General features: G+C 62.4%; 25 protein-coding genes. 11 read left to right on the top strand and 14 right to left on the bottom strand.

The annotated features are described in order from the left end of the window. Positions 1–28 precede the first annotated feature (28 nt). The gene (locus IEV82_RS04390) at positions 29–409 is read right to left on the bottom strand and encodes a hypothetical protein (protein ID WP_188480714.1); all 381 of its coding nucleotides are present in this window, start codon (positions 407–409) and stop codon (positions 29–31) included. A 149-nt stretch (positions 410–558) separates the two neighbouring features. Between IEV82_RS04390 and IEV82_RS04385 the strand changes: the two genes are divergently transcribed. Beyond that, positions 559–1,209, top strand: a complete 651-nt coding sequence (locus tag IEV82_RS04385) for a carbonic anhydrase (RefSeq protein WP_188480713.1) — start codon at positions 559–561, stop codon at positions 1,207–1,209. Here the strand turns inward: IEV82_RS04385 and IEV82_RS04380 are convergent, their stop codons facing one another. The 4 genes from IEV82_RS04380 to IEV82_RS04365 form a co-directional block, all read right to left on the bottom strand. Beyond that, positions 1,210–1,536, bottom strand: coding sequence for a hypothetical protein (locus IEV82_RS04380; protein ID WP_188480712.1), 327 nt, complete (start codon positions 1,534–1,536; stop codon positions 1,210–1,212). It abuts the gene before it with no gap. Between the two features lie 199 nt (positions 1,537–1,735). Further along, positions 1,736–2,500, bottom strand: coding sequence for an alpha/beta fold hydrolase (locus IEV82_RS04375; protein WP_188480711.1), 765 nt, complete (start codon positions 2,498–2,500; stop codon positions 1,736–1,738). A 206-nt stretch (positions 2,501–2,706) separates the two neighbouring features. Next, on the bottom strand, positions 2,707–3,729 hold the full coding sequence (locus IEV82_RS04370) for an aspartate-semialdehyde dehydrogenase (protein WP_188480710.1): 1,023 nt from the start codon (positions 3,727–3,729) through the stop codon (positions 2,707–2,709). Between the two features lie 120 nt (positions 3,730–3,849). Then, the gene (locus IEV82_RS04365; RefSeq protein ID WP_188480709.1) at positions 3,850–4,692 is read right to left on the bottom strand and encodes an LOG family protein; all 843 of its coding nucleotides are present in this window, start codon (positions 4,690–4,692) and stop codon (positions 3,850–3,852) included. Between the two features lie 72 nt (positions 4,693–4,764). Between IEV82_RS04365 and IEV82_RS04360 the strand changes: the two genes are divergently transcribed. Together IEV82_RS04360 and dapD are read left to right on the top strand one after the other, a co-directional pair. Continuing rightward, a complete protein-coding gene (locus IEV82_RS04360; protein ID WP_188480708.1) occupies positions 4,765–5,682 on the top strand; it encodes a threonine/serine dehydratase in 918 nt (305 codons plus the stop codon). A 135-nt stretch (positions 5,683–5,817) separates the two neighbouring features. Further along, positions 5,818–6,645: a 2,3,4,5-tetrahydropyridine-2,6-dicarboxylate N-succinyltransferase gene (dapD, locus tag IEV82_RS04355; RefSeq protein ID WP_188480707.1), complete on the top strand. Its 828-nt coding sequence runs from the start codon at positions 5,818–5,820 to the stop codon at positions 6,643–6,645. A 26-nt stretch (positions 6,646–6,671) separates the two neighbouring features. Here dapD and IEV82_RS04350 read toward each other — a convergent pair whose 3' ends face one another. Further along, positions 6,672–7,067: a rhodanese-like domain-containing protein gene (locus IEV82_RS04350; protein ID WP_188480706.1), complete on the bottom strand. Its 396-nt coding sequence runs from the start codon at positions 7,065–7,067 to the stop codon at positions 6,672–6,674. 113 nt (positions 7,068–7,180) lie between these two features. Between IEV82_RS04350 and IEV82_RS04345 the strand changes: the two genes are divergently transcribed. Continuing rightward, positions 7,181–7,531 carry a DUF8846 family protein gene (locus tag IEV82_RS04345; protein WP_188480705.1) on the top strand — a complete coding sequence of 117 codons (351 nt, stop codon included), beginning with the start codon at positions 7,181–7,183 and terminating at the stop codon, positions 7,529–7,531. Here the strand turns inward: IEV82_RS04345 and IEV82_RS04340 are convergent. Next, positions 7,528–8,607 (bottom strand): Hint domain-containing protein, encoded by a 1,080-nt coding sequence (locus IEV82_RS04340; RefSeq protein ID WP_188480704.1) that lies wholly within the window; start codon positions 8,605–8,607, stop codon positions 7,528–7,530. The genes IEV82_RS04345 and IEV82_RS04340 overlap by 4 nt on opposite strands. Continuing rightward, positions 8,604–10,175, bottom strand: coding sequence for a Hint domain-containing protein (locus IEV82_RS04335; protein WP_188480814.1), 1,572 nt, complete (start codon positions 10,173–10,175; stop codon positions 8,604–8,606). The genes IEV82_RS04340 and IEV82_RS04335 overlap by 4 nt, the downstream gene beginning before the upstream one ends. 271 nt (positions 10,176–10,446) lie before the next feature. Between IEV82_RS04335 and dapE the strand changes: the two genes are divergently transcribed. The 6 genes from dapE (at position 10,447) to IEV82_RS04305 (ending at position 17,486) form a co-directional block, all read left to right on the top strand. After that, the gene (dapE, locus tag IEV82_RS04330) at positions 10,447–11,595 is read left to right on the top strand and encodes a succinyl-diaminopimelate desuccinylase (RefSeq protein WP_188480703.1); all 1,149 of its coding nucleotides are present in this window, start codon (positions 10,447–10,449) and stop codon (positions 11,593–11,595) included. Further along, positions 11,592–12,020 carry a GNAT family N-acetyltransferase gene (locus tag IEV82_RS04325; protein WP_188480702.1) on the top strand — a complete coding sequence of 143 codons (429 nt, stop codon included), beginning with the start codon at positions 11,592–11,594 and terminating at the stop codon, positions 12,018–12,020. The genes dapE and IEV82_RS04325 overlap by 4 nt, the downstream gene beginning before the upstream one ends. Positions 12,021–12,068: 48 nt before the next feature. Continuing rightward, entirely contained in the window at positions 12,069–14,357 is a 2,289-nt protein-coding gene (gene rnr, locus IEV82_RS04320) for a ribonuclease R (protein WP_188480701.1), read from the top strand. Positions 14,358–14,468: 111 nt separating this feature from the next. After that, complete coding sequence (locus IEV82_RS04315) at positions 14,469–15,812, top strand: lytic murein transglycosylase (RefSeq protein WP_188480700.1); 1,344 nt, start codon at positions 14,469–14,471, stop codon at positions 15,810–15,812. Positions 15,813–15,872: 60 nt separating this feature from the next. Beyond that, the gene (locus IEV82_RS04310; protein WP_188480699.1) at positions 15,873–16,649 is read left to right on the top strand and encodes an NAD(P)H-dependent oxidoreductase; all 777 of its coding nucleotides are present in this window, start codon (positions 15,873–15,875) and stop codon (positions 16,647–16,649) included. Positions 16,650–16,709: 60 nt separating this feature from the next. Continuing rightward, complete coding sequence (locus tag IEV82_RS04305) at positions 16,710–17,486, top strand: transglutaminase-like domain-containing protein (RefSeq protein ID WP_188480698.1); 777 nt, start codon at positions 16,710–16,712, stop codon at positions 17,484–17,486. Between the two features lie 15 nt (positions 17,487–17,501). On the opposite strand, the gene IEV82_RS04300 is transcribed toward IEV82_RS04305, so the two are convergent. The 6 genes from IEV82_RS04300 to IEV82_RS04275 all read right to left on the bottom strand — a co-directional run bounded on the left by IEV82_RS04300 (position 17,502) and on the right by IEV82_RS04275 (position 23,191). Next, entirely contained in the window at positions 17,502–17,984 is a 483-nt protein-coding gene (locus IEV82_RS04300; RefSeq protein ID WP_188480697.1) for a hypothetical protein, read from the bottom strand. After that, the gene (locus IEV82_RS04295; RefSeq protein ID WP_188480696.1) at positions 17,981–18,463 is read right to left on the bottom strand and encodes an RNA pyrophosphohydrolase; all 483 of its coding nucleotides are present in this window, start codon (positions 18,461–18,463) and stop codon (positions 17,981–17,983) included. The genes IEV82_RS04300 and IEV82_RS04295 overlap by 4 nt, the downstream gene beginning before the upstream one ends. A 65-nt stretch (positions 18,464–18,528) precedes the next feature. Beyond that, positions 18,529–19,866 (bottom strand): S41 family peptidase, encoded by a 1,338-nt coding sequence (locus IEV82_RS04290; RefSeq protein ID WP_188480695.1) that lies wholly within the window; start codon positions 19,864–19,866, stop codon positions 18,529–18,531. After that, positions 19,863–20,993: a murein hydrolase activator EnvC family protein gene (locus tag IEV82_RS04285; protein ID WP_188480694.1), complete on the bottom strand. Its 1,131-nt coding sequence runs from the start codon at positions 20,991–20,993 to the stop codon at positions 19,863–19,865. The genes IEV82_RS04290 and IEV82_RS04285 overlap by 4 nt, the downstream gene beginning before the upstream one ends. Then, positions 20,990–22,507 (bottom strand): 2,3-bisphosphoglycerate-independent phosphoglycerate mutase, encoded by a 1,518-nt coding sequence (gene gpmI / locus IEV82_RS04280; RefSeq protein WP_188480693.1) that lies wholly within the window; start codon positions 22,505–22,507, stop codon positions 20,990–20,992. The genes IEV82_RS04285 and gpmI overlap by 4 nt, the downstream gene beginning before the upstream one ends. A gap of 78 nt (positions 22,508–22,585) precedes the next feature. Then, positions 22,586–23,191 (bottom strand): CDP-alcohol phosphatidyltransferase family protein, encoded by a 606-nt coding sequence (locus IEV82_RS04275; protein ID WP_188480692.1) that lies wholly within the window; start codon positions 23,189–23,191, stop codon positions 22,586–22,588. 162 nt (positions 23,192–23,353) lie between these two features. Here IEV82_RS04275 and IEV82_RS04270 point away from each other — a divergent pair, with 162 nt between their 5' ends. Next, positions 23,354–24,559 (top strand): ABC transporter substrate-binding protein, encoded by a 1,206-nt coding sequence (locus tag IEV82_RS04270; protein WP_188480691.1) that lies wholly within the window; start codon positions 23,354–23,356, stop codon positions 24,557–24,559. Positions 24,560–24,630 lie beyond the last annotated feature (71 nt).

Here is a 24,630-nt window from a genome sequence, read left to right as displayed (position 1 = left end):
CGCCCTTGCACACGCTCTGCAAGCGGAATCAGAGCGAAAGATCGGCCCCCATATCGGCAAAAGACATCGCCGTTTCGCCCCAGCGGAGGAACCGGCACAGGGTTGCGGCAAGCGCCACCGGATCACCCTGATCAATGCAGATCAGAACGTCGCGCCCGATATGAGCAAGACCCGGCAAGCCGATCTGTGACGCGATGGGGAGGACCGCGCGCACCGATTTTCGCAGGCCCTGATGGTTGCCCGTGCCGTAATCATCGCGGATCTGCGTGAACCGCACTGCGATATCCTCGAGCGCGCGGCAGAGGATGTTTTCGGCGACCGATTGCCCAAGATCGCGACTGAGGCTGTTCAGCGTGTCCTCGTCGAAATATGCCGTATCGCGTGGATGCAAAATCGAAATTGTCTGCATCTTTTTGATTCCTTTCTCACCCCGACCCGGCACCCTGTATCACAGAGCGGTCTTTCCGATTGGTAAGCCCTCCATGGTTTTTTCCCTCGAATTCCGATCAATTTCGACGTATCCCGCTTTGAACGACGACCCAGAAGGCGGAGGATTTCATGGACGCCGCGAAGCCGCTGCCCGCATATCTCATTCAACGGTACCAAGGCTGGAAGGCCACGACCTATTCCGACAACCGCGCGTGGTACAAGCGATTGGCGACCGAAGGCCAGCGCCCCCGTGCGATGGTGGTGTCTTGCTGTGACAGCCGGGTGCATGTCACATCGATCTTCGGCGCGGATCAGGGCGAGTTCTTCATCCACCGCAATGTCGCCAACCTGGTGCCGCCCTACGAACCCGATGGTGATCACCATGGCACATCGGCGGCGGTGGAATACGCGGTGACCGCGCTGAAGGTGGCGCATCTGATCGTGCTGGGGCATTCGCAATGCGGCGGCGTTCAGGGCTGTCTGGACATGTGTTCCGGCAATGCGCCGCATCTCGAGGAGCAATCGAGCTTTGTCGGGCGCTGGATGGATATCCTGCGCCCCGGATATGAGCGGGTCAAGGCGATGAACACACCCGAAGGGCAGGTGCGCGCGCTGGAGAAGGAATCGGTGATCGTGTCGCTCGAGAACCTGATGACGTTTCCGTTCATCCGCGAGGCGGTCGAACAGGATGTGCTGACGCTTCACGGCCTGTGGACCGATATCGGCGAAGGCGGGCTGGAATTTTTCGACCCGAAAACCCGGGCGTTCCAACCGGTCTGATCAGTGCTGCAGCGTTGCGCTGACGCCTGTGCAATCGGTGCGCAGCTTGGGGCGGCCAAGACGTTTCGCGAGCCGCGCCAACGGAGATCCAATCATCGACCCGGTGCAGACAGGCTTGCCTGTGTCGTCGGCCAAAACGAGATGTCCGCTTCGGAACGTGATCGCGTAGCCTTTGGATGCAAGACGCGTGCAGAGGTCACCCCAGCTGGTCGCCCGTTCGAAATGCGGCAGCAGGACGGTGCGCAGCAGCATGGCTGTTTCACTGTCGAGGGGGGACGGCATGCCGGGCGCAGCCTCGGCGGGGAAAGGGACAGACTGGACTGCCATGGGTGATACCTTTACTGTTTTTCAACCAGACTCCAAAAGGGTGTGAGCCAATTGCGGCAAGAATGGGGCAGTCGAAAGACCTGCCCTTATCTGTGAAGAACGCGCAACAGATCGCAAGGTTCAGTGACTGTTTTTCAGGCACGCGAAACAATCGCGCCGCTGTCGGGCGCGACGCGCACAGCACAGAGCGCTTTCGGGATCAGTGGATGGCCGCGAATTTCTGTTGGGCCGGACCGACCGGCGGCGCGTTGAAATGCAGTACCGGGATGCCATTCAGGTCTGCGACATTACGCCGGAACCGACGCGACTGACCGGCTATCAGGTTCTTGACCAAAGGCGCAAGGACACCGCGTTCGTGCAAGGACGCGGCGACACGGTGATCGGTCTCGGGCATGATGTAATGCGAGATACCGGGCGCCTTGGGAAAACGCAGCGCATGCGCAAGCTCGCGATGTTCATCGCCGTGAAAAATGTAATACTTGGTGGCGTCCGGACGCAGGGCTTCCACCCTGGGGAAAGGATACCTTTTGATCTGTTTGCGGAAGTAGAACCAGCGATCCTCTTCAGGGACTTCATCGGCCAGAACGGAATATTGCGGCGTGAAGGCAATCACCCGTTCGAAATCAAAGAACCGCGACAGGTGAAGCGCCATCGTGCCCCCCATCGAATTGCCAAGCGCAATCACGCGCTCGGCCCCGACATGCTCTGCCGTCGCCTTGATGCACCTCAGGATCTGGTCTGCCATGCCATCGCCATTCAGCCAGCTTCGGGATTTGTCGCTCACGAACAACACGTGGTTCTGGCCACCCGATGACGCGATACCGGGAAACTCCGGGGGCGGTTCGACGTTTCTTTGCGTGCCGACACCCGAGAGGCTGACAACCAGATCACGGCTCTCGCCTTCAAGATACCTGATCCTCAGCGGACCATTCTCGAGCAGCAAGGGTATTGGTTTTTCGGACATGGTACCGACCCGGTTGTTTTGACACGCAGCCAGAGAGGCATACGGGACGAACCGAGCTGATTTTAGGCAGCAATAAGAAGAATAAAGACAATTCCATGTAGTCCGGGAGGCCTTGTACGCCTGCGACGCGGGCTGCTTCCACTGGCGAAAGGCCACAAAAAAGGCGCCGCTGGCTGGCGGCGCCTTTTGAAAGCTCTGTCAGGCGATCAGCCTTTTTTCAGGACTTCCCGCCCCAGCACTTCGGCGATCTGCACCGCGTTCAGCGCAGCGCCCTTGCGCAGGTTGTCGGACACGCACCACAGGTTGATGCCATTGTCGATGGTCGAGTCCTGACGGATGCGGCTGATGAAGGTGGCGTAGTCACCGACGCATTCCTTGGGTGTGACGTAGCCACCGTCCTCGCGCTTGTCGATCACCATGATGCCCGGCGCTTCGCGCAGGATATCGCGGGCCTCGTCCTCGTCGAGGAAATCCTCGAACTCGATGTTGATCGCTTCGGAATGGCCGACGAAGACCGGCACGCGGACGCAGGTGGCGGTGACCTTGATCGACGGATCGATGATCTTCTTGGTCTCTGCGACCATCTTCCACTCTTCCTTGGTCGAGCCGTCTTCCATGAAGACGTCGATATGGGGAATGACGTTGAAGGCGATTTCCTTGGTGAACTTCTTCGGCGGCACGTCAGAGGTCGGGTTGTAGATCGACTTGGTCTGATCCCAGAGCTCGTCCATCCCGTCCTTGCCCGCACCGGACACCGACTGGTAGGTCGACACGACGACGCGCTTGATCCGCGCGCGGTCATGCAGCGGCTTGAGCGCGACAACCATCTGCGCGGTCGAGCAGTTGGGGTTGGCGATGATGTTCTTCTTGGAATAGCCGTGGATTGCCTGCGCGTTCACCTCGGGCACGATCAGCGGCACATCAGGGTCGTAGCGGTAGAGCGATGAGTTGTCGATCACCACGCAGCCCGCCTTGGCGGCGACCGGCGCATATTTCTTGGTGGCGTCCGACCCGATGGCGAACAGCGCGAAATCCCAGCCGGTGAAATCGAACGTGTCGAGATCCTTCGTCTTCAGCGTCTTGTCGCCAAAGCTGACCTCCGTGCCCAGCGACCGGCGCGATGCAAGCACGGCGATCTCGTCAACGGGGAACTGGCGCTCTGCCAGGATGTTCAGCATTTCGCGGCCCACGTTTCCGGTGGCACCTGCAACAACGACTCTGTAGCCCATTTGGCTCTCCTTTCGATTGCCAGCCCCGGCATCGGGTTGGGGGCTGGACTGAGCGTGGCTCATATCGCAAGTCCCGTACGGACGAAAGGGCTTCCCGCGCGTGACCGTTGGCCAGCGAGATCAGCGCCCCGGAATATCAGTTCGCGGCGGTGCGGGATCCCAGTTGTCGATGATATCCGCCGCCTCTTCGGCGGTCTCGACAAAGCGGAACAGATCAAGGTCCTGCGGGCTGATTGTGCCTGCATCGGCGAGGGCATCCCAGTTGATGATCTTTTCCCAGAACGCCCGCCCGAACAGCAGGAACGGCACGCGCTGCATGCGCCCGGTCTGGATCAGGGTCAGCGATTCGAACATTTCATCCAGCGTTCCGAAGCCACCGGGAAAGACGCAGATGGCGCGGGCGCGCATCAGGAAATGCATCTTGCGAATGGCGAAATAGTGGAAGTTGAAACATAGTTCGGGCGTGACGTATTCGTTCGGTGCCTGTTCATGCGGCAGGACGATGTTGAGTCCGATGGATTTGCCGCCCTCTTCCGCCGCACCGCGATTCCCCGCCTCCATGACACCCGGACCGCCGCCGGTGACGACGACGAACTCGCGGCCCTCACTTTCGATGGATTTGCGGGTCATCAACCGGGCAAAGCTGCGCGCCTCGTCGTAGAAATGCGACAGCTCCGCCAGCGTCTTGGTGCGCGCGGTGTCCTTGTTCGCGGGGCTGGGAATGCGGGCACCGCCGAACAGCACGATCGTGCTGTCGATCTGGTGTTCGTCCAGCATCATTTGCGGCTTGAGCAGTTCCAGCTGGAGACGCACCGGGCGCAGTTCTTCGCGGCACAGGAAATCGTCATCGGCAAAGGCCAGCCGATAGGACGTAGAGCGCGTCTGCGCGGTGTCCGGAACGTGGCTTGCCGTGCTCCGATCAAGGCCAGCATCGCGGAACGGGCTGTTTCGGTGGTCTGTCATGAGGATCGGTTCCTTGTTCGCCAGCGTCCAGACCTATAGCGTCAGGGGCAAAGTGACCAGATAGGCAACAGCATGCAGTGGCAGGATGACATCATCGCGGCGCAAGAGCGCATCATCGGGCATATCGTTCAAACCCCGGTGTTGCACAGCCGCGCCTTCGGGCGCGACATCGTGCTCAAGCTGGAGCAGATGCAACACACCGGAAGCTTCAAGACCCGCGGCGCGTTCAACACTCTGCTGGCCGCCGATGTGCCTGCTGCGGGGGTCGTTGCGGCGTCGGGCGGCAATCACGGGGCGGCGGTGGCGCATGCTGCACGGCAGCTTGGGCATCGGGCGAAGATCTTCGTTCCAGAGATTGCCGGACCGGCCAAGATCGGCCTGATCAAACGGACAGGGGCGGAGCTGACCGTGGTGCCGGGGGAATACGCCAACGCGTTGGAACTGGCCGAGCGCGAGGCTTCGGAAAGCGGCGCGATGCAGATCCACGCCTATGACGCGCCTTTGACCGTGACGGGTCAGGGCACGGTAATGCTGGAATGGGAACGTCAGGGGCTGGAGGCGGACACGGTGCTGATCGCGGTTGGTGGCGGGGGCCTGATCGCCGGGGCGCTGGCGTGGCTCGGCGAGCGGCGCAAGGTGGTTGCGGTCGAACCGATGACGTCCTGCGCGCTCCACTCCGCTCTCGAGGCGGACGCGCCAGTGGATGTGGCTGTGTCGGGCGTGGCGGCGAATGCGTTGGGTGCGCGGCGCATCGGTCGCATCTGTTTCGATCTGGCCAAAGGTGCCGGGATCGAAAGCGTGCTTGTCTCGGACGGTGCCATCATCCAGGCGCAACAGGCCTTGTGGCAGGCGCATCGGCAGTTGGTGGAACCTGCGGGCGCGACGGCGCTGGCCGCGCTCATGTGCGGTGCCTATGAGCCTGAGGCGGGGGAACGCGTGGCCATTCTGGTCTGCGGCGGAAATATCGCACCCGATCCGCAGATTGCGTGATGGCGGTACACTGAGCTGTCTTCGGTCACGCCCGAATGTTTTCGCCACTGGCAATTGACCACATGCGTTGCGCGATGGTGCATCGCAGCTTATAGCCAAGGCGATTTCCGGGATTACGACGTGAGGAGCGCATCCATGTCCAACGCACAGCTTGAAACCGCCATCGAAGCCGCGTGGGACGCGCGCGACACCATTACACCGTCCACCGGCGGGGAAACCCGCGAGGCGATCGAGGCCACGCTGAACGCGCTGGACAGCGGGTCGCTGCGGGTTGCCGAAAAGCAGGATGACGGCAGCTGGCACGTCAACCAGTGGGCCAAGAAAGCCGTGCTTCTGGGCTTCCGGATCAAGGACATGGAACAGCAGGCCGGGGGTCCGCAGGGCGCTGGCTGGTGGGACAAGGTGGACAGCAAGTTCAAGGGCTGGGGCGACAATCAATGGCGCGCGGCAGGGTTTCGCGCCGTTCCGAACTGCATCGTGCGCAAATCGGCCTATATCGCGCCGGGCGTTGTGCTGATGCCGTCCTTCGTCAACCTGGGCGCCTATGTCGATGAAGGCACGATGGTCGACACCTGGGCCACGGTCGGGTCCTGCGCGCAGATCGGCAAGAACGTGCATCTGTCCGGCGGCGTCGGTATCGGCGGCGTGCTGGAGCCGATGCAGGCCGGGCCGACCATCATCGAGGACAATTGCTTCATCGGGGCGCGGTCGGAAGTGGTCGAGGGCTGCATCATCCGCGAAGGCTCGGTTCTGGGCATGGGCGTGTTCATCGGCCAGTCGACCAAGATCGTGGACCGGGAAACCGGCACCGTGATGTATGGCGAAGTGCCGCCCTATTCGGTCGTGGTTGCAGGGTCGATGCCGTCGAAGAACGGCATCAACCTCTATTGTGCGGTGATCGTGAAGCGGGTGGACGAGCGGACCCGCTCCAAGACCGGCATCAACGAGTTGCTGCGGGATTGATTTGACGGGTGGGCTAAAAACCCACCCTACGCCTTCTTGGCGGGCTTCTCACCAACCGGGCCGCCCGCCTGCTTCCAGCCTCCGAACCCGTCGGTGATGTGGCTGACATGCTCCAGCCCCATCTCCTGCGCCACCTGTGCGGACAGGGCCGACCGCCAGCCCGAGGCGCAGTAGAACACGAACCGGTTGCCGGTCTGGAATTGCGGCTTGGCATAGGGGCTTTGCGGGTCGATCCAGAATTCCAGCATGCCGCGTGGGCAATGGAAGGCACCGGGGATCATGCCCTCGCGTTCCAGTTCACGTGGATCGCGCAGATCCACGAATGTCACGCCATCCTGACCATGCAGATGGAGCATTTCAATTGCGGGTGCGTGATCGACCACGTCATTCGCGGCAGCCACCATGTCCTTGACGGATTTCATATCGTTCCTCCCTGTTCGGGGCGCAGTATGCCCAGAGCGACGGTGGCAACAACCCTCGACCTGCGGCAAGTTTCATGGCAGATGCGGGGCGCACCCATGAAACAGGCCAAACCATGACCGAAACTCCCAAGAAGCCAAAGAAACCGCATTCGGTCTACACCCTCGTTGTCGAGGTTGGCCGCAAGTCCGGTGATGGCCTGCCCAAGGGGGCCACGGGGGCCGCGCTCATGTGCTACGCTTCGGGCGTTGATGAGGCCGAAGCGGTGCGCGAAACCGTTGCGATCCTGAAACAGGCGGATATGGCTCCGCTGGATGTCACGGGATATGGCACGCTGGACGAGCGCAAGGAACTGGGTCACGAGATCGAGGCAGACGAGATCGAGCTGATGCAGAAGGCGCTGGATGAGAACTCCGTCGTCGTGGCGCAGGTCACGCCATATTTTGGCGATGAGGATCGCGGCTAGGCTGCGCGGGCCTCGGCCAATGTGATCGCCTCGAAGGCGCGCAACACCTGATAACCCGCACGGTGATGTTCGGGCAGGAGCGCGCGGGGCAGATCGCTGAGCACCGAGGCATTCAGCAGTTCCGTGTCGCGCCTCATCCGTCCGATATAGAGCGTTTCCAGCGCGGCGTCGGGGATGCGCACCGCATCATGATGCGGCAGCAGCAACTGATGATAGGTCACAAAGCGCGGGGCCGGTTCGTAATGTCCGGCATAGCCGTTCACCAACGCCGAGGCCGGGATCAGCACCTCTTCGCGCCCGAACAGGTATTCGACCTCGGGTCCGCTGACCAGTAGCCGCTGATGGCGCGACACCACCACATCCTGCGTCAGGCCAAAATAGGGCGCGCGCAGACGCACCGGCCGAAAAGACCCGAGGCTGGGCACGTCGCGCGCGACGGCGTGCAGGACCGGATGTAGCTTGCCATTGGCCGATCGCACCACGTCACCCTGTTTCAGGGACATTGCCAACTGCAAGCCCTGCGCAGTCTCGATCTGGACAGACGGTGACAGCGTGGGCATCGGGCCAACCGGTTCGATCTCGGTCGAAAGGGCCACGAAGATCACGTCGGGGTCGATATCGGTCAGCCCCTTGGGAGATGCGAGCGCCACGAGATCTGACAGAAGCGGTGCGCTTTTCATCTGGAAATGCCGGATCAGGACATGTTCGGTTTCGGGCCGCGCCACGACCAGCCGGCCCAGCGTCTTGTGCACATCCCAACTTATGGTCACCTGCAAGGTGTCGGTTCGCGCCTCGCGTCCGCGTTCCACGACCTCATGAACCACATCGTCGCCTTGCGCGATCACCAACACCACGCTGCCATGCGGCGTCGACATCAGCGAGAAACTAAAGACAGCCGTGCCCTTTCGCGTATAGCTGACAAGCGTTTGCGGGTGCCCATCCGGCGAGAGGCGCGTCTCCAGCACGACGGAGCCGCGCGGCACGCAAGCGCGTGGGCGGCGGTCCAGTATCTCCTCGACCTCCTCGCGCACCCATGGCGTGCGGGTCTCGCAATCCAGCAGGGCGAACCAGCTCACGCAGCCGCTCCGAACAGCATTTGCGCTTCGTGCTTCTTGAGGATCTGGCGGGCCGCGGCCCCGTAACCCTGCCCGGTGCGAGGGTCGAGACCGGGAAAGAGACTGACGATCTCTTTGATGATGTCGTCTTCGAACGCGTCAAGTGTCTGGGGGCCGGGCAGGAAGCTTTCGGTGGCCAGACCGTTCGACAGGATGATCTCGTGCTGGTCAAACAGCAGGTGCACATAGGTGACGCTGCCACCTTCGACGGTCTGCACGCTGTTGCCGTTGACGAGGTGTTTGGCGGCAACCAGAACTTCAGGCGTGCCGAACACCAGATCAGCCAGCGGATCCCGCACAAGGATGCGGTGCTGCGGGGACAGCATCAGCGTCCTGTGGTCGCCAAAGGTGTTCGCCCTGACGCGCACCGGCGCAAACGCCCCGACCGCGGCAACGGTGCGCTGCCCGGACCATCGCAGCGGTTGCAGCCCCCGGTCGAGCGTCCAGACCAGATCGCCGGGACCGAGATCCTCCACAGATCTTTTGCCAGTGGCCGTTTCGATCAACGTGCCCGCCACGAAACACGGGACCGTGGCAATGGTGACAAAGCCCGTGTCGATTTCACCGTTCGTGCTTTCGATGCCATATGTGAAATTGACCGTCTCGAAATCGGAATCCGACGTGACCGACAAGGTTCCATCGGCATTCAAAGTCACGACCTGCCCTGTGCTCAGCGTGACACTGTCACCGACACTGACGGCGACGCCGTTGATATGGGTGATGACCATCACCCCGCCTGTCAGGTTGATGTCATTGTCCAGAACATCAAGAACCTTGGTCCGGTTCGTGTACATGTTGATGATGTCGGATCGGGCGACAAGCTCTGTCTGGACAGAGTCTCCTGCGATCAGCAGGTTCGAATCGTAACTGGAGTCAGCGACATCCGCGATGCCGATGCGGATGGAATTGAGCTCTCCAGCGTTGACCAGCATGGTCATGGTCAGGGTCACGGTGAACCCGTCCATCTCGGTGTTGTAATCGTCGCCGATGTTGTCCTTGAACAGGTTGACGTTCGCGGTGGTATTGAGGTTCGCCGGATCGACGTCGCCATCACCTGCAACGATCTGCACCTGTTGACCATTGATCCAGACGCCGACGAAATCCTGGTAGATCGAGTTCGTGAATTCTGGGTATTCCTCGGACGAGAACACGAAGCGCATCGTCATCACGTCATTGTCTGGAATGAAATCAATGTCGAGATAGCTGGCGTCGAATGTGCTCGTTCCCGCGGCGGCATTGAAATCGGGGTTGTTGTTCTGGCCGCCCGAGGCTGTGGTCGTTGCGGTGCTGCGGTTCGGATCTCCGCTGCTCTGGGTGAAGGCCCGGACCTGCCCGGTCGACAGGATGACGCCGGTGTCCCCCGGTGTCACATCCGGCGCCAGCGCATCGCCGTTGGAATAGATCGCCGAAGACCGGCTGTCCCCGGAATAGCTGGCGTTCACGACGCCAACACCAGAACCGAAAATCGCGTTCGCCATCGCAATCGCGCTGGCACCCGTGTTGTAACTAAGCTCCGCGCCTGTCGCCATCTTTGCCTCGATGAAGCCCATGGCGACCACCAGAAGCGACTTTTCACCCGACCGGTGTTTTCACCGTGTCGAACCCGCTCACTGATTTCTGCTCCGCCTCGAGCCGTTTTCATTTTTGTTAATCGAAAGTTAACATTTTATCTTTGGATGTCATCCCTCGGATGTTCCGGTCAGCCCCATGGGTCATCCCGATTGCGTTCTTTTCGCCACATTTGCCTCTGCCTGCGGTTGGCGTTAGCCATGGCGCAAGACCGACCAGAGGACCAAAGCCATGCCAAAGACCGATCCCGTTGACCTGACCGCGGCGCTTGTCCGATGCGCCTCCGTGACCCCCGAAGAAGGCGGTGCGCTGACGCTGTTGCACGGCGTTCTGGAAGAGGCGGGTTTTACCTGCACCCGCGTTGATCGCGGGGATGTGTCGAACCTCTTTGCCCGCTGGGGCGCCAAGGGGCACGACCGGACCTTCGGGTTCAACGGGCATACGGACGTGGTGCCTCTGGGCAATCCCGACGCGTGGTCGATGCCGCCCTTCGGAGCCGAGATCAAGGACGGCATGCTCTATGGGCGCGGGTCCACCGACATGAAATCGGCGGTGGCGGCCTTTGTTGCCGCGGCAGTGGATTTCGTGCAGGACACGCCCCCCGATGGCGCGGTGATCCTGACCATCACCGGCGACGAGGAAGGCGATGCGATCGATGGCACGATGGCGCTTCTGGACTGGATGGAGACTCACGGCGAACAGATGCGCGTCTGTCTTGTCGGCGAACCCACCTGCCCCAACACCATGGGCGAGATGATCAAGATCGGGCGGCGCGGGTCGATGAACGCGTGGTTCACGGTGAAAGGCCAGCAGGGCCATTCCGCCTATCCGCACCGCGCGCTGAACCCCATGCCCGCGATGGCGCGGCTGATGGACCGACTGGCGTCACACGAGCTTGATCAGGGCACAGACCATTTCGACGCGTCCACGCTGGCCGTCGTGACCATCGACACCGGCAATGCCGCGACCAACGTGATCCCCGCCGAAACCCGCGCCTGCATCAACATCCGGTTCAACGACATCCACACCGGCGAGGGCCTGTCCTACTGGCTGCGTGAAGAGGCGGCCAAGGTCGACACCGAGTTCGGCACCAGGACAGACATCAAGATCACGATCTCGGGTGAGTCATTCCTGACACCGCCCGGGCCGCTGTCCGACCTTGTCGCCAAGGCGGTCGAGGCAGAGACCGGTGTTGTGCCGGAATTGTCCACCTCGGGTGGCACGTCCGATGCGCGCTTCGTGAAGAACCACTGTCCGGTCGTGGAATTCGGTCTTGTGGGCAAGACGATGCACGCGGTCGATGAACGGGTCGAAGTGGACCAGATCGTGCAACTCAAGACGATCTACACCCGCATCCTGCAGGAGTATTTCGCGCAATGACCGTGACGATTGCCCGGGTCACGGACCCGACCGACTGCTATGCCGTGCGACACACCGTGTTCGTCGGCGAACAGAATGTACCTGTGGACCTCGAGCGCGACGCTTTGGACGCCACCGCGATCCATCTGTTGGCCACAGTTGCGGGGCAGCCGGTGGGCGCGGCGCGGATCGTGCTCACAAGGGACACCGGCAAGATTGGGCGCGTCTGTGTTTTGCGTGATCGGCGCCACAACGGGATTGGGTCAACCCTGATGTGCGAGACGCTGGAAATCCTGCACGACATGCCCGGCATCACCCGCGCTGCCCTTGGCGCGCAGATCGACGCGTTGGGGTTCTACGAAAAGCTCGGGTTCACCGCCTATGGCGACGTGTTCGACGACGCCGGGATCGACCACCGCATGATGGAGCGGCGCGTCACCCGCTGACGTGACTTTCGCCATGACGCGCGTCAAGACCCGTGCTACCTGATGCACATGAGCACATTGCCGACCAAGGCGGACATCCTGGACTGGATCGCCGCCAACCCGACCCTCACCGCGAAACGCGACATCGCCAAGGCCTTTGGCATCAAGGGTGCCGCGCGGATCGATCTGAAGCGCCTGCTGAAAGAGCTGGAGGCAGAAGGTCATCTTGAAAAACGCAAGAAAACCTATCGCGACCCCGACCGCCTGCCGCCGGTCAGCGTCTTGCAGGTCAAGGCCCCGACAGCTGATGGTGACCTGTTCGCCCGTGCTCTGGAATGGCATGGCGAAGGGGTCGAGCCGATCATCCTCTTGATCCCGCGTGCCTCTGACCCGGCCTTGGGCGAAGGTGACCGCATCCTCGCCCGACTTCAGGTGGTCCACGAAGAGGACCACAATTACGAGGCGCGCCTGATCCGCCGCATCGGATCGAACCCGCGCAAGGTGGTTGGCATCTTTGCCAAATCCTCCGAAGGCGGACGGATCAAGCCGATCGACAAGGGATCGGACAAGGAATGGATCGTCGCTGCCGACGCCACGGGTGGCGCCAAGGACGGAGAGCTGGTCGAGGCGGAACAGGCCGGACCGGCCGGGCGCATGGGCCTGCCGCGCGCGCGCATCGTCGAACGACTGGGCGACCCATCAGCGCCACGCGCCGTTTCGCTGATCGCGATCCACCAGCACGGCATTCCCGACAGCTTTCCCGACGACGTGATCGCGGAGGCGGACGCGATGAAACCTGCGGGGCTTTCTGGGCGCGAGGACCTGCGCGAGATGCCGCTCATCACCATCGACCCCAGCGATGCGCGCGACCACGATGATGCCTGCTATGCGCATCCCGACGAAGACCCCAAGAACGCAGGCGGTCACGTGATCTGGGTCGCGATTGCGGATGTGGCGTATTACGTGACGCCGGGTTCGGCACTGGACCACGAAGCCCGCAAACGCGGCAATTCCAGCTATTTCCCCGACCGGGTGGTGCCGATGCTGCCCGACCGGCTGTCGGGCGATCTGTGCTCATTGCACGAAGGGGTGCCGCGCGCCTGTATTGCGGTGCGCATGGTGATCGACGCCCATGGCGAAAAGATCGGACACCATTTCGTGCGCGGGTTGATGCGCTCGCCCGCATCGCTGAGCTACCAGGACGTCCAGGCGGGTATGGACGGTGCGCCGAACGATCAGGTCGCGCCACTGATGGACGACGTGATCCGCCCGCTTTACGCCGCCTACACTGCGCTGGTCGAGGCGCGCAACCGGCGACAGCCTCTCAACCTCGACCTGCCGGAACGCAAGATCATCCTGGCCGAAGATGGTACCGTTCACTCTGTGAACTTTGCCGACCGGCTGGATGCGCACAAGCTGATCGAGGAGTTCATGGTGCTGGCCAATGTCGCCGCAGCCGAGACCCTGATCGCCAAGCGCATGCCGCTGTTGTTCCGGGTGCACGAGGAACCGCCCCCCGAAAAGATGGAGAGCCTACGCGAAACCGCCGAAGCCGCCGGGTTGACACTGGCCAAGGGTCAGGTGTTGCAGACCGCGCAGCTGAACCGGTTGTTGAACGATGCCGCCGGGACGGAAGAGTCGGAGCTCATCAACATCGCCACGCTCCGGTCGATGACGCAGGCCTATTACAATCCCGAAAACTTCGGACATTTCGGCCTCGCGCTGAAGAACTACGCGCATTTCACATCACCCATCCGGCGCTATTCCGACCTGATCGTGCATCGCGCGCTAATCACAGCACATGGCTGGGGCAAGGACGGGCTGTCGCCGCAGGATATCGACAAGTTGGAAGCGACCGCGCAGCATATCAGCGACACGGAACGCCGGTCGATGATGGCCGAGCGCGACACCACCGACCGCTATCTGGCCGCCTTCCTGTCGGACCGCGTCGGCGCGGAATTCGCCGGGCGCATCAGCGGCATCGCGCGGTTCGGCGTGTTCGTGAAACTGGACGAGACCGGGGCGGACGGCCTCATTCCGATCCGGTCGCTGGGCAACGAGTATTTCCATTTCGATGCGGATGCGGGCACGCTGATGGGGTCCGACACCGGAGTGATGATCGGTCTGGGGCAACGTGTAACGGTCAAACTGATTGAGGCTGCCCCGGTGACAGGCGGTATCGGACTGGAGCTGCTGACGCTGGAGAACGAAGAACTGCCCAGTGGAACCGGCAAGGGCCGCATGGGGCGTGGCACGCGCCCGACCGGCAAGGGTGGACCAAAGCGCAAAGTGGCCAAGGCGAAAAAGAAGGACGCCAAGACCAAACGCAAGGTCACACGGCAGCGGCGGAACGGGTAGCACACGGCAGGAGATTGCCTGATCGCTTTTGATCGCTTCGCAAGACACCGCTTTCGCGCTAGTCTGCTGACAAGTTCGGGCAAACGGACACAGGCAGCAGGAAGCAGAGACATGCGTATTCGGGTGATCGCCTCGGTTCTGGCAATGATGAGCGGTCCGGCACTTGCCGAGACACCAGACGGCACGACCCGGCCTGTCAGCCGGTCCTTGCCGGAACCGGTGGTCAGCCGCAACGCGGTATCGCTGGTGTCGGTCGTGGCCCCGCAGATGTCCTTGCGCCCTGCCCTGCGGCCCGCCGTGTCCTCGATATCCGAAACCCGTGTTGCGGCAGCCACGCAATCGGGCTTCGCTGACTGGATCAACGACTTCCGCACCCGCGCGGTGCAACAAGGCATTTCCGGCGACGTGTTCGACCGTGCTTTTGTCGGCGCGACATACGATGCAGACGTGATCCGCCGCGACCGCAACCAGTCGGAGTTCACCAAGACGATCTGGGATTATCTCGACAGTGCCGCGTCTGATGCGCGGATCACCAACGGCAAGGCAGCGCTGGCCAGACATGATGCCCTTCTGGACCGGATCGAAGCGCGCTATGGCGTTGACAAGGATGTGGTGGTCGCGATCTGGGGGCTGGAAAGCGCCTATGGCACGTTCCGGGGCACCAACCCGGTGATCGGATCACTGGCGACGCTGGCCTATGACGCACGGCGCAGCGCGTTCTTTGAGGGTCAGTTGATCGAAGCACTGAAGATTCTGCAAAGCGGCGATGTCACCCTCGCCAATTTCACCGGAAGCTGGGCTGGCGCGATGGGGCATACTCAGTTCATCCCGACCTCGTATCAATCGCTGGCGGTCGATTTCGACGGCGATGGCAAACGCGACATCTGGTCTGAAGATCCCGCGGATGCCTTGGCCTCGACCGCCAACTACCTCGCAAGGAACGGGTGGATCAAGGGGATGCCCTGGGGTGTCGAAGTCACGATCCCCGAAGGCTTTGACTACACGCTGGCCGACCGCGACACCAAGCGCATGCCCTCCGACTGGGCGCGGATCGGTGTTCTGGGGCTGGATGGTGCGCCCGTGCAGGATCACGGTTCGGCCTCGGTTTTGTTGCCTGCAGGCGCGCGCGGGGCCGCGTTCCTCATCTTCAAGAATTTCGACGTGATCGAGAGCTACAACACTGCCGATGCCTATGTGATCGGGGTCGGCCATCTGAGCGACCGGATCACCGGCGCAGGGCCAATCCGGTCGGGCTGGCCGCGCGAGGACCGTGCGCTGAGCTTTGAAGAACGCAAGGAAATGCAGCGCCTGCTGACCGCCAAGGGCTTTGACACGCAAAAGATCGACGGTCGGATCGGGCCTCTCACGATCAACGCGGTCAGGGCGTTCCAGACGTCGATCGGAGATATCCCCGATGGCTACGCTTCGCTGAACATCCTCGACAAACTGCGCTAATTCGGTGCGTAGTGCGGCTGACTGAAAACCCGCCCTGCGCAATTGATCAAGGATAGGCATATGCCGACAACGCTGGTCGTGCTGGCACATCCCGAACGGCGGTCCTTCAACGGCGCATGGTCGGATGCGACCGAGACTGCGGCGCGCGCGCAGGGTGATCGGGTCTTGCGATCGGATCTGTGCCAGATGGGGTTCGACCCGGTCGAAGGCGTGCACCATTACACCGATTGGCCCGAAAAAACTGCATTTGATCCGCTCAAGGCGCAGGAACGCGCGGCAGGGACAGGCACAACGCCGAGCGATGTGCAGATCGAGGTCGACAAGATCAAGCAGGCCGACCGTCTGGTCCTGCACTTCCCCCTTTGGTGGTTCGCTCCGCCCGCGATCCTCAAGGGCTGGTTCGACCGCGCGTTCCAACATGGCGCACTGCACGATACCAACATGAGGTTTGACAGCGGCACGCGCCGGGGAAAACAAGCGCTGATGTGCGTGACAACCGGATCAAACGCATCCGAGAGCGCGCATGATGGCAAGGAAGGCGACATCAACCTTCTTCTTTGGCCCACCGCCTACACGCTGCGGTATCTGGGGTTCGATGTGCTGGAACCGGTGGTGGTGCATGGCGTGCATGGCTATCACCGCGGCGACCGCAAGGTGCACCTGACCGAACGGCTGAACGCTGCGCTACACGCGCAGGCAGGCGTGCTGGCGGCGTTAGGTACAAGGCCGCGACTGCGGTTCAACGCCGACACGGATTTCGATCAGAACGGTCAGTTGCGATGCGACAGGCCCAGTGTGACACCGTTTATTCGTCACCGTGCGGCGTTTGACCCATAGATTGTTTGTACCGGACGCAGCCGCAGCCTACATCGCCAGAAGACATACCGGAGTCGGCCCTTGATCCTGAACATAGACGTGCACCTTGCCTACCAATTGTCGCAACCGACCGACCTGTTGTTGCAGATCGAGGCGGCGGATCTGGACGACCAAACGCTGCTGGACTCGCAGATCGACTTCTTCGATGTGCCGGATTTCACCCGCGTTCCCGCCGACGAAGCCTTGGGAAACCGCATCTGGCTGAAGGCCGATGGGCTGTTCCGCTGCACGTACAGCGCGCGGGTGCAGATCGCACGGTCCGCGCCGGATGTCCGGACCTTGGAGGCGGTGCCGCTGCACCTGCTGCCGGGGGACACGGTGCGTTATCTCATGCCATCCCGCTACTGCCCGTCGGACGAGTTTCAGACCTTCGTGGCGGCCGAGTTCGGGCATCTGAGGGGCGGCGCGCAGATCGCGGCGATCCGAGACTGGATCTACGGTGCCTTCAGCTATGTGCCGGGCGTCAGCAATGCGCAGACGACCGCGCTGGACAGTTTTGTGCAACGGCAAGGCATCTGCCGCGATTTCGCGCATGTGCTGGTGACATTGGCCCGCGCCGCAACCATTCCCGCGCGGTTTGCCAGCGTCTACGCGCCGGGTGTGACCCCGCCTGACTTCCACGCGGTGGCCGAAGTGTATCTCGATGGCGGATGGCATCTTGTGGACGCGACGGGGATGTCGCCTGCCGAGACGATTGCGCGGATCGGTGTCGGTGCGGATGCGGCCAGCGTTGCCTTTCTCAACATCTTCGGTCAGGCGGATTTCGTCGCGCAAAGCGTGTCTGTTCGAGCGGAGTAAACAGGGTGGCGCGGCCTAACCGGCCGCGCAGCGGTCACCGCGAAAACAGGCCAGCGCCTTTTGTACCTGCTCGGCGGTCGGATTGGCATGGGTCATTCCGGGGCAAGGCGCGATCTGCATCACCCAGCGACGGTCCTCCAACCTGAGAAACGCGAGGTGATCACCCTTGGTTATGCCGCCACACCACGGGCCAAGGCAGGACACGCGCAGGATCACATCCCGCTCGAACCGCTTGGTGAACCCGTCCTTTGTCAGGGAATAGCCGGCCAGCCACCCCGTGATGTCCACCGAGCTGCGGGCCCTCGACGTGCCTTGGTCGGTCCGGTCGGGCAATTCCGTTTCGTCGAGAAAGAGATCGCCCTTGACGATGATATAGGTATCTTCGGATTGGGCGGCGCGTTCGAAGTCTCGGGCAATGTCCGGGGCCGCGCAACTGAGCGCAAAGGCCGGTTCCGCGAGTGCGATCAGCGCCGCAAGGACAACGCCAAGGCGCGTCACAAATGGCCTTTGAACGCGGTCAGGACGCGGTCGTAGACGTGGCGCTTGAACGGCACGATGTTGTTGATGAGCTGGTTCGGGTCCATCCACTGCCAGCGGCTGAACTCCTGATGCTCGGTGGCGATGTTCACTTGGTCATCGGTGCCCTTGAACCGCATCAGGAACCATTTCTGCTCCTGCCCCCGGTAGCGCCCCTTCCAGAGCTTGCCGACAAGGTCATGCGGCAGGTCGTAGGGAATCCAGTCCTTGGTTTCGGCCTCGATCTTGACGAGGCTCGACAGGACGCCAGTCTCTTCCCACAATTCGCGCAGGGCCGCGTCCCGCGGGCTTTCGCCCTTGTCGATACCGCCCTGCGGCATCTGCCAGGCCGGGCCGGGATTGTCGATGCGCTGGCCGACAAAGACATGCCCGTCGTGGTTCACCAGCATCACCCCGACACAGGGGCGATACGGCAGGCGGGCAATCTCTTCGGGAGTCATGATGGGGCCTTTGCAAAATCGCGGCACAGGGAATGCCCCCTGTGCCGCTCAGTGGTTCAGTTCGTTCAGTCGTTCGACGGTTGCAGCGCAGTCAAGCCCTTGAGGATGTCGATGGCGTAGGCCAACTGGTAATCCTCTTCGCGCAGCGCGGCAGCGGCTTCGGCCTTGGCGCGGTCGGCTTCGATCTGCTCAACCTCGTCCTCGCTCAGGCTGTCATTGCCGAGACTTCCGCGCAGATCGGCCTCCGAACGGCTGAAGGCGTTGGTGTCCTCTTCCTCTTCGGTGGCTTCGGGGCGGCGCGGCTGCGCCACGACGATGTCGGGCGACACGCCCAGCGACTGGATCGACCGGCCGGACGGGGTGTAGTATCGCGCCGTTGTCAGGCGCATCGCGCCGTCGCCCCGCAGCGGCATGACTGTCTGGACCGACCCCTTGCCGAACGACTTGGTGCCGACGACGATGGCGCGGCGGTGATCCTGAAGCGCACCGGCAACGATCTCGGACGCCGAAGCAGAGCCGCCGTTTATCAGCACGACAATCGGTTTGCCTTCGGCCAGGTCCCCCGGTGTCGCGTTGTAGCGGTCACCGTCTTCGGGATTGCGGCCACGGGTGCTGACGATCTCGCCTTTTTCGAGGAACGCATCGCTCACGCGGATCGCCTGGTTGAGCAGACCGCCGGGATTGTTGCGCAGGTCCAGAACGATGCCTTCGACATTGTCCATGCCGCCCGCAGCTTCGATCTGTTCGGCCAGCCCAGCTTCGAGGTTGGCGTAGGTCTGATCGTTGAAGGTGGTGACTCGCAGAACCACGGATTCGCCCTGCAGGCGCGTACGCACGGCGGTCAGCTTGATCGTGTCACGAATGATCGACACGTCGAACGGTTCGGCCTCGCCCTCGCGGACAACGGTGATGATGATTTCCGACCCGACCGGGCCGCGCATCAGGTCCACCGCATCGTCGAGTGTCAGGCCCAGAACCGACGTGCCGTCGACATGGGTGATGAAATCGCCCGCTTCGATCCCGGCTTCATCGGCGGGTGTGCCGTCGATCGGGGACACGACCTTGACGAACCCTTCCTCCTGCGTGACCTCGATGCCAAGACCACCGAACTCGCCCCGCGTCTGCACCCGCATGTCTGCCGCGTCGTCAGGCGACAGGTAGCTGGAATGCGGATCAAGCGAGGTGAGCATGCCGTCGATGGCCGCTTCGATCAGATCGCCTGCATCCACCTCTTCAACATATTGCGCGCGGATGCGTTCGAAAATGTCGCCGAACAGGTCGAGCTGTTCATACACGTTTGTGGTGCGGGCGCTTTCCTGCGCGACCAGCGGACCCACGAATTGCGTCGTGGCCACGATGCCTGCGAGTGTGCCGCCCATGGCCGCCATGACTACTTTTTTCATTCGGTCCTTCCCTTATCCTGTGTGAACCACCCGAGGGGGTCCTCTGGCCTGTCGCCCAATCTGACTTCTATATAGAGCGTTTCGGACAGCGCTTCGCCAGCCCTTTCACCGGATGGTGATTGAATATCGTCGGTTTCTCCTGCGGGACCGCCCATCAATCCGACAGGGCTGCCTTGGGGAAGCACCTGACCGGTCTCGCCGAACACGGTGTCGAGACCCGCAAACACGAACAGGATATCCGGTTCTGGTTCAAGAATGCTGACCAGCCCGTAATCGAGCAACGGCCCCCGGTAGCGGATTGTCGCCGCTGTCGGTGTCGTGACCAGCGCGCGAGGACGGGTCGCAATCAGCACGCCCGGTCGCGTCACACCTGCCGCGTCGATCTCTCCCGCGCGGCGCAAAATCTCTCCGACGACGGGCAGCGGCAATTGTCCCTTGCGGTCGCTTGCCGCGGGCAGGTCGAGATCCGCCTCGTTTTCGGAGATCTGGGTGAGGCCCGCCGCGAAACCGTCCAGCGTTTCGGTCGCGGCGATCAACAGCGCGGTCTTGACCGGATCTTCGGTGAACTTGCGCGGCAGATCGGTGCGGTCGGCCATCGCCTGGCTCAGCGCGGTGCGCGCGGTCTGGATGTTGGCAAGGCCGGTCTGCAGAGTGTTCGCCGCCTCCTGCTGAAGCTGGCGCAGCACGGTCGCCTCTTCGACATCGGAGCGCAGACCTGACGCCGCTGCAGACAGCGCAGGCGTGACGGACGCCATGAGCAACCCAGCCCGTGCCGCGCCGATCGGCCCGTCGGGATGGACGAAATTCTGAGGCCTGGCATCCGGCCCAAGCGACGACAGCGCCGCCAAAAGGCGCGTCACTTCGGCATCGCGGGCATCAAGGTCGCGGCGCAACTCGGTTTCCCGGATCGACGCCGCGCGCAGACCGTCGCGCATCGCGGCCAGCCCGGTCTCGAACGCCTGAACCGCATCGGTCAGCGCCCGCACCCGGTCGCGCGCAGTGTCCGCCGCATCCAGCTGAATTGTCGCCTCTTCCAGTTGCGCCATCGCGCTGCGCGCGGCCTCTGCCGGAGTCTGGGCCGAAAGCGATGAGCCAATCAGGCAGAGAAGAAGCGCCAGATATCTCATGTGCGGATCAGGCTTTGTCCTGTCATGTCATCAGGTTGCGGCAACCCCATGAGCGCCAACAGCGTCGGTGCGAGATCGGCCAGCCGCCCATTGGCCAAAGTTGCACCATCCGGCCCGCCATAAAGCACAACCGGAACAAGGTTTGTTGTATGCGCCGTGTGTGCCCCGCCGGTGTCGGGATCGACCATCATTTCGCAATTGCCATGATCCGCCGTGACGATCATCGCGCCACCTGCCTGTTCGACAGCGGCAAGAACCTTGCCCAGCCCGGCATCCACAGCCTCGCATGCCTTGATCGCTGCCTGCAGATCGCCGGTGTGGCCGACCATGTCGGGGTTCGCGTAATTGGTCACGATCAGGTCATACCCCGCCTCGACCGCCGCGACGAATTTCTGGGTCACTTCGTCAGCCGACATTTCGGGCTGAAGATCATAGGTCGCCACGTTCGGGCTTTTTGGCATGAAGCGGTCTTCGCCTTCCTCCGGCGTTTCCCGCCCACCGTTGAGGAAGAACGTCACATGCGGGTATTTCTCGGTCTCGGCCAGCCGGTACTGCGTGCGCCCATGTTTGGCGACCCACTCGCCCAGCGTGTTGCTGATCTCCTGCTTGGGGTAGGCGGTGGTCATGTAGGCATCATGCGCCCTCGAATAGTCCACCATGCCCAGCAACGCGGACAGGTCGGGCCTGCCGCGCTCGAACCCGTCGAAGGCGGGATCACCAATGGCGGCAAGGATTTCGCGCGCCCGGTCGGCGCGGAAGTTGAGGCAGAAAAGCCCGTCGCCTTTTCTCAGGCCTGCATAGCCACCGATCACGCAGGGCTCGATGAATTCGTCGGTCTGACCCTTGGCATAGGCCTGCTCGACCGCCTGCAATGCCGTATCCACTGGAACGCCTTGCCCCCGGATCATCGCGTCATAGGCGCGTTCGACGCGGTCCCAGCGCGTGTCACGGTCCATCGCGAAATAGCGCCCGATCACCGTACCGATTGTGGCGGACGCGGGCAGGCTGCCGACCATGTCCTGCATGAACCCCTTGGCCGAACTGGGCGCCACGTCGCGCCCGTCGGTGATCGCGTGCAGCACCACGTCGACACCCTGATCGGCAAGCATCTTCACTGCCGCCTTGATATGGCTGATATGCCCGTGCACGCCCCCGTCCGAGACCACACCCATCAGATGCGCCCGTCCCCCGGCATCCTTGACCGTCTTGGAAAAATCGAGGATCGCAGCGTTTTGAAAGAAACTGCCGTCTTCGATGGCCAGGTCGATCTGCCCCAGATCCATCGCCACAACGCGCCCTGCGCCGATATTGGTGTGCCCGACCTCGGAATTGCCCATCTGTCCGCTGGGCAGGCCCACATCGGGACCGTGCGTGATCAGCGTTGCATGGGGGCAGGTCGCCATCAGGTGGTCCATCGTCGGCGTGTTGGCCAGTTTCGGCGCGTTCGCGTTAGGATCGTCGCGCAGACCCCAGCCGTCGAGGATGGTCAAAACGACAGGTTTCGGTGTGGTCATGTGCGGTGTCCTCTGCGCGGCGCGGTCTTTCGCACGGTGTAGCAGAGGTGGCGTCGAATGTGGAGAGAAGAGGGCGCGCTAGTCAAACACCCGCCACCCCGCCCACCAGCGGGTCAGGGTGGTGATCGCGCAAAGACCTGCGTAACCGTAGGCCAGCCAGGGAAACACAGCCGGGACCAGGCACATTGCCACGAAAAGCGCGATGGTCTCTGTGCCTTCGGTCAAGCCGCCGAGGTAATAAATGCCCTTGGTGGGGTATTCCCGGGACGCCAGCCTGCGTTTTTCAGCGATGATCGAAAACGCGAGAAAGCTTGATCCCGTGCCGATGAAGCTGCAGATCAGGACAGCGGCGGGCAGAGCGTTCATGGCGGGGTCGTGCAGCGCAAATCCCAGCGGGAACAGGCCGTAGAACATGAAGTCCAGCGCAATATCCAGAAATGCGCCCCTATCGGTGGGCCGGGTCAGCCGCGCCACCGCACCGTCCAGACCGTCCGCCAGCCGGTTCAGCGCAAGGCAGAGCAGCGCCACCCAGAACAGTCCTCCCCACAGCGCCGGCACCCCCAAAAGCCCGATGCAGAAACCCACAAGCGTGATCTGGTCTGCACTGATCCCGCGCGCGACAAGCATCCGCGCAGGCCGGTCTATGGCGCGTTTGACATACGGCAGGAGTGCGGCGTCGATCATCGTTCGGCCTCGCGCGTCAGGGTCGGTGATCGCCATAGCGGGCCGGTCTCAGCGCGTACACTGAAATCTTGCACACCTGTTTGTCATTTGACCACAACCGGGTAACGCTGGTTTTAAGCTAGGAACTCAGGCGTTTGCCTCAAATACCAAGGACATGATGACATGCGGACACTTCTTGCTGCCACGCTGGCCACATTTGCCGCCATTTCGGCCCAAGCCGAACCCGATCCGTCGAACTGGGACGCAGTGACCGAAGAGGCGCGCGGTCAGACCGTCTATTGGAACGCCTGGGGCGGATCGGACACGATCAACAGCTTCATCGCGTGGATCGGCAACCGGGTTCAGGAAGACTACGGCGTGACGCTCGAGCATGTGAAACTGTCCGACACCGCCGATGCCGTATCCCGCGTGCTGGCGGAAAAGACCGCCGGCAAGGACGAGGGCGGTGCGGTCGATCTGATCTGGATCAACGGCGAAAACTTTGCCGCGATGAAACGGCAGAACCTGCTGTTCGGTCCCTGGGTCGAACAGACACCAAGCTGGGCCAATGTCGATGTTGCGGGCAAACCGGCGGTGATCTCGGATTTCACCGTTCCCACCGATGGGCTCGAGGCACCGTGGGGCATGGCGCAAGTGGTGTTCTACTATGACACCGCGCGGATTGAAAATCCGCCAACGACGATGGCAGAACTGGCCGATTATGCCGCAGCCAATCCGGGTCGCTTCACCTATCCGCAGCCGCCGAATTTCCTCGGGTCTACCTTTCTCAAGCAGGCGCTGATCGAATTCGTCCCCGACGCATCGGTGCTGCAAGCGCCGGTTGACGAGGCGGATTACGAGGCGGCGACCGCCGAATTCTGGACCTTCCTTGACGGACTGACGCCGAGCCTCTGGCGCTCGGGCCGCGCCTATCCACAGAACGAATCCCGCCAGATACAGCTCATGGCCGATGGCGAGATCGACCTTGCGATCAGCTTCAACCCGAACGAGGCCAGCAACGCGATTGCCAACGGGCAGCTTCAGAACACAGTGCGCAGCTTCGTCATGGACGCAGGCAGCATCGGCAATGCCAGCTTTGTCGCCATCCCCTACAACGCCAACGCCAAGGCCGGTGCGATGGTATTGGCGAATTTCATCATGGCCCCCGAAGCGCAGGCGATGATGCAGGACCCCGAAGTCTGGGGCCTTGGCACCGTTCTGGACATCGCAAAGCTGTCGGGCGAAGACCGTGCGCGGTTCGATGCGTTGGAGCTGGGCATCGCCACGCTGCCGCCCGAAGAGCTTGGTAACACCCTGTCCGAGCCGCATCCAAGCTGGATGGTCAAGCTCGAGGAAGACTGGACCGACCGGTACGGCGTCGCCCAGTAGACAGGGCGTGACCCCCCGCTGCGACACGACAACGGCGCGGGCCCGGCTGTTGCCCTGGGCTCCGTTTCTGA

It is taken from the genome of Marivita lacus, assembly GCF_014637725.1.
GTDB classification, from domain to species: Bacteria; Pseudomonadota; Alphaproteobacteria; order Rhodobacterales; family Rhodobacteraceae; genus Marivita; species Marivita lacus.
This window is presented reverse-complemented; position numbering and strand designations above follow the sequence as displayed.